A 459-nucleotide genomic window follows, 5' to 3' on the forward strand; every position below is an offset into this window, starting at 1 on the left:
TGCACCAACTGCCCAAAGTAGCGGTGAAATGGCCGAACCTGTGGCAGAACCTGCTCCGGAGGCTCAATAATGGCATCTAAAAACCTGAAACAATTGGACGTACAAAACCTGTACCTGCTTAATATGCCTTCAAAACTTTTGCTGGCAGGTTTATTGATTGTCGGTATGTTGGCTTTGGGCTATGTCGGCGTATTTAAAGATCAGATTGAAACTTGGAATACGCAGGAAGCTAAAGAAGAAGAACTGAAGGAAACCTTTACGCGTAAAAGCATTCAGGCAGCAAGCTTGAATAATCTGAAGGCTGAATTGGCTTCGATTCGTTCTGCATTTGATGTGTTGTTGAAACAACTTCCGACCGACGCGGAAATTCCGAATCTGATTCAAGAGCTGCATCAGGCAGGTTCAACCAACGGATTGCGTTTGGACAGCGTTGCACCGCTCCAACCTGAAAACGATGGT

General features: G+C 45.5%; 1 protein-coding gene. It reads left to right on the forward strand.

The window, feature by feature from the left end; genetic code table 11:
• Positions 1–69 precede the first annotated feature (69 nt).
• Positions 70–459: type 4a pilus biogenesis protein PilO (locus ACTHUR_RS20390; RefSeq protein WP_440400612.1), on the forward strand; the 390-nt coding region annotated here is incomplete at its 3' end.

It is taken from the genome of Neisseria sp. P0021.S007 (assembly GCF_051956855.1).